Below are 4,310 nucleotides of genomic sequence, written 5' to 3' on the forward strand. Positions count from 1 at the left end.
CCCGGCGCCGCGCCCCCGGCCGCTCCGCCCCGCGCGAAGCGGCCCCGCATGCCCCTGGCCGTCTACGTCCTGGGGCTGTCCGTGTTCGCGCTCGGCACCTCGGAGTTCATGATCGCCGGGCTGCTCCAGCCGATCGCCCGCGACATGTCGGTGACCATTCCGCAGGCCGGGCTGCTGGTGTCCGCCTTCGCCATCGGCATGGTGGTCGGCGCCCCGGTGCTGGCCGGTGCGACGCTGCGGCTGCCCCGCCGCACCACGCTGGTGTCGCTGCTGGCCGTCTTCGGGGCGGGGCAGGTGGCCGGCGCCCTCGCGCCGACGTACGAGGTGCTGTTCGCCTCGCGGGTGGTGAGCGCGCTGGCGTGCGCCGGGTTCTGGGCGGTGGGCGCCGCCGTGGCCGTGTCGCTGGCCCCGGCGGGCGCGAAGGCCAGGGCGATGGCCGTGATGATCGGCGGGCTGAGCGTCGCCAACGTCCTGGGCGTACCGGCCGGGGCGCTCCTGGGGCAGCACGCCGGCTGGCGGGCCGCGTTCTGGGCGGTGGCCCTCCTGGCCGCGGTCGCGGTCGCCGGGGTGCTGGCACTGGTGCCGCCCACCCAGCCGCCCACCGGCGCGGACCGGCCCGTGCTCCGCCGCGAGCTGCGGATCTACCGCGACGGCCAGGTGTGGCTGGCCCTGGTGATCACCGCGCTCAACGCCGCCGCCACCTTCTGCCTCTTCTCCTACCTCTCCCCGCTGCTCACCGACACCGCCGGCCTGGGCGAGGGCTGGGTGCCGACCGTGCTGGCGCTGTACGGGGTGGGCGCGCTGATCGGCGCCGCGCTCGGCGGCCGGGTCGGCGACGCGCACCTGTTCGGCGCCATGTACGCCGGTCTGGCCGCCACCACCGCCGTACTGGCGCTGCTGGCGCTCACCGCGCACCTGCCCGTGGCCGCCGTCGGGCTGGCGCTGGGGCTGGGGGTGACCTCGTTCTTCACCGCCCCCGCCATCAACGCCCGGATGTTCGAGGTGGCGGGCGCCGCGCCCACCCTGGCGGGTGCGACGACCACCTCGGCGTTCAACATCGGCAACACCCTCGGCCCCTGGATCGGCGGACTGGTGATCACCGCCGGCTGGGGCTACACCGGCGTCTCCTGGGTCAGCGCGCTGCTGGCCGCCGCGGCCGTCGGCGCGACGGTGGCGGCCTCCCGGTGGCACCGGCGCACCGCCGCCTCCCGGGTGGTGGCCGGCTCGCCCGCGGAAGCGGCCGCCGGCGCACCCGGACGGGTCACCGAGACCGCGGGCTGATCCGTCCGGGGCCGCCGCGGCCCCGGACGGACCTGCCGCCGCGGCCGTCCTTCCGCCCCGGGGGCCGTCCTCCCGCCCCGGACCGTTCCGACGCGCCCCGCCCGGGGTACCGGATTACCCTCGGTGGCCGGTGCACCCGCAGAACGCCCGCGACCGGCCCTCCGGCAGACGGCCCTCCGGCGGCCCGCGCGCCGGGCACGCGTGAAAGGACGTGAGAGATGGACGTGCGCAGGAGGAACAACGTCACCGTCACCGGCCGGGAGGACGGGCCGGTGGTGATGCTGGCGCACGGATTCGGCTGCGACCAGAATCTGTGGCGCCTGGTGGCGCCCGCGCTGGCCGAGGAGTTCCGGGTGGTGCTCTTCGACCACGTGGGCTCCGGCCGCTCGGACCCCTCCGCCTGGAACGAGGAGCGCTACTCCTCGCTGGAGGGGTACGCGCAGGACGTACTGGAGATCTGCCGCGCCCTGGACCTGCGGGACGTGGTGTTCGTGGGGCACTCGGTCAGCGCCATGATCGGGGTGCTGGCGGTGCTGCGCGAACCGGAGCGCTTCGCCGGGCTGGTCCTGCTCACCCCCTCCCCCTCCTACATCGACGAGGGCGACTACCGGGGCGGGTTCAGCCGGGCCGACATCGAGGAGCTGCTGGAGTCGCTGGAGAGCAACTACCTGGGCTGGTCCGCGGTGATGGCGCCGGTGATCATGGGCAATCCGGACCGCCCCGAGCTGGGCGAGGAGCTGACCAACAGCTTCTGCCGCACCGACCCGCGCATGGCCCGTGTCTTCGCCCGCACCACCTTCCTGTCCGACAACCGCGAGGACCTGGCCGGGGTGACCGTGCCGACGCTGGTGGTCGAGTGCGCGCACGACACCCTCGCCCCGCGCGAGGTGGGCGCGTTCGTCCGGAACGAGATCGCCGGCAGCACCCTGGTCACCCTGGACGCCCACGGGCACTGCCCGCAGCTGAGCAATCCCGGTCCGACGGCCGAGGCCATCGCCTCCTTCGCGAGGGCGCGGTGACCTCCCGCGCTGACCCGAAACCGGACCCGGACCCGGACCCGAAACCGGAGCCGGAGCCGGAGCCGGAGCCGGACGGGCCGGAACCGGAGGACGGCGGGAATCCGGAGGACGACCCGGAGGAGCTGTACGAGAATTCCCCGTGCGGCCAGCTCTCCACCCTCACCGACGGCCGGATCGTCAAGGTCAACGCCACCCTGCTGGACTGGCTCGGTTACCGCCGCGAGGAGCTGGTCGGCCGCCGGACCTTCTCCCGGCTGCTCAGCGTCGGCGGCAGGATCTACTACGAGACCCACCTCGCCCCGCTGCTGGGGATGCAGGGCCGCATCGGCGGGATCGCGCTGGAGATGAAGGCCGCCGACGGCAGCCGGCTGCCGGTGCTGGTCGCCGCCGCGGTGCGGGAGGGCTCCGAGGGGCGGCCGGCACTGGTGCGCATCTCCGTCTTCGAGGCCCGCGACCGCCGCGCGTACGAGACCGAGCTGCTGCGCGCCCGGCGGGAGGCCGACCGCGAGCGCGAACGCGTCCAGCAGCTCGCCACCACCCTCCAGCGCAGCCTGCTGCCCCCCGCCCTGCCCGACATCCCCGGCACCGAGCTGGCCGCGCACTACCACACCGCCTCGGCCGACGAGGTCGGCGGCGACTTCTACGACCTGTTCCCCGTCTCCGGCGGGCGCTGGGGGTTCTTCCTCGGCGATGTGTCCGGCAAGGGCGCCGCGGCGGCGGCCGTCACCTCTCTCGCCCGCTACTCCCTGCGCGCCGCGAGCGCCTCCGACCCCGACCCGCTCAGGGTGCTGGCCAACCTCAACACCGTCCTGGAACACGAGAACCACGGCGAGGACCCGCGCTTCTGCACCGTCGTCCACGGTCTGCTCACCCCGGGCGAGCACGGCTGCGGGATCACCCTCGCCGGCGGTGGCCACCCCCCGGCCCTGCTGATGCGCGCCGAAGGCACCGCCGAGTACCTGCACACCCCCGGAGGCCAGCTGGTCGGGGTGCTGCCGGACGCCCACTTCGCCGCCACCACCGTGCGCCTGGCCCCCGGCGACACCCTGCTGCTGTACACCGACGGGCTGACCGAGGCCCGTACCGTCCACGCCGACGGCCGCCACCAGGAGCGGGACGGAGGACGCTACGGCGAGGAGGCCCTGCTCGACTTGGCGGCCGGGCTGGCCCCGACCAGCGCCGCGGACGCCGTCACCGCCGTCGGCGCCCTGCTGGAGGGGCTGGGCGAGGGGGTGGACGACGACACCGCCGTACTGGCCCTCGGCGTCCCCGCATCCCGTAAGGCCCCGGGGAAACCGGCCACACCCGACCGGCCCGACGGGCCGGAGCCGCTCAGGTCGCCGTGACCACCCGGCGCGGGGGCCGGCGCCGCCGCAGGCCCGCCCGGGTCAGCCGCCGCAGCAGCTCCTTGCTGCCCACCTCGACCGCGCCCAGCCGCACCGCCCGCTCGTAGCGGTGGGCGGGTACGTCGTAGTGGTCGCGGTCGAAGGCGCGGCGCGGGCAGCCGAGGGCGGCGGCGAACGCGTGCAGTTCCTCGTAGGAGACGTCGCTGACCAGGTGCGACCACAGCATCCCGTGGCCCGGCCACTCGGGCGGGTCGATGTAGACCGTCACCGGGCGCCTCCCAGCTCCCCGACGGGCGCCACCGCCGTCGCCGTCCGGCCGCACACCCAGTGCGGGTCCGGGCCCAGCTCGGGCTCGACGTCGAGGGCGTGCTCCTCCTCACCGCCGCACAGCGGGCAGCCCGGCCAGCGGCCCCGGCGGTCCAGCAGGGCGTCCTGGACGTCCTGGGCGATCAGGCCCGCGACGAAGGAGACGCCCTCGGGCCACTGCTCGACCCACCAGCGGCGGTGGGAGACCGCGTCCTCGACCAGCGAGACGATCTCGGCCTCGGCGATGCCGCAGGCGGTGAGGTCGGCGAGGACGAGTGCCCGGCCGGTGTGCAGGGCGCGTTCCAGCCCGTGGGGGTCGGGGCCGTGGGGGCCGGATCCACGGGATTCGTGGGAGCCG

Annotated in this window: 5 protein-coding genes; 3 read left to right on the forward strand and 2 right to left on the reverse strand. The window is 75.5% G+C overall.

What is annotated here, in order from left to right:
- Positions 1-48: 48 nt before the first annotated feature.
- The 3 genes from L7D48_RS26620 to L7D48_RS26630 all read left to right on the forward strand — a co-directional run bounded on the left by L7D48_RS26620 (position 49) and on the right by L7D48_RS26630 (position 3,646).
- Positions 49-1,281 carry a Cmx/CmrA family chloramphenicol efflux MFS transporter gene (locus L7D48_RS26620; RefSeq protein ID WP_237883308.1) on the forward strand — a complete coding sequence of 411 codons (1,233 nt, stop codon included), beginning with the start codon at positions 49-51 and terminating at the stop codon, positions 1,279-1,281.
- Between the two features lie 218 nt (positions 1,282-1,499).
- Complete coding sequence (locus L7D48_RS26625; protein WP_237883301.1) at positions 1,500-2,300, forward strand: alpha/beta fold hydrolase; 801 nt, start codon at positions 1,500-1,502, stop codon at positions 2,298-2,300.
- The gene (locus L7D48_RS26630; protein WP_237883304.1) at positions 2,297-3,646 is read left to right on the forward strand and encodes a SpoIIE family protein phosphatase; all 1,350 of its coding nucleotides are present in this window, start codon (positions 2,297-2,299) and stop codon (positions 3,644-3,646) included. Before L7D48_RS26625 ends, L7D48_RS26630 begins: the two co-directional genes overlap by 4 nt.
- On the opposite strand, the gene L7D48_RS26635 is transcribed toward L7D48_RS26630, so the two are convergent.
- Complete coding sequence (locus L7D48_RS26635; RefSeq protein WP_237883306.1) at positions 3,633-3,914, reverse strand: DUF4031 domain-containing protein; 282 nt, start codon at positions 3,912-3,914, stop codon at positions 3,633-3,635. The two genes, L7D48_RS26630 and L7D48_RS26635, sit on opposite strands and share 14 nt — an antisense overlap.
- A complete protein-coding gene (locus L7D48_RS26640; RefSeq protein WP_237883310.1) occupies positions 3,911-4,258 on the reverse strand; it encodes a hypothetical protein in 348 nt (115 codons plus the stop codon). Before L7D48_RS26640 ends, L7D48_RS26635 begins: the two co-directional genes overlap by 4 nt.
- Between the last annotated feature and the right edge of the window lie 52 nt (positions 4,259-4,310).

This window comes from Streptomyces sp. ICN903, assembly GCF_022015835.1.
Lineage (GTDB): Bacteria > Actinomycetota > Actinomycetes > Streptomycetales > Streptomycetaceae > Streptomyces > Streptomyces fenghuangensis.

What these genes read in the sequence shown, in the direction of transcription:
- L7D48_RS26620 (WP_237883308.1), top strand. Translation starts at nt 49, where the DNA reads ATGCCCCTGGCCGTCTACGTCCTGGGGCTGTCCGTGTTCGCGCTCGGC.
- L7D48_RS26625 (WP_237883301.1), top strand. Translation starts at nt 1,500, where the DNA reads ATGGACGTGCGCAGGAGGAACAACGTCACCGTCACCGGCCGGGAGGAC.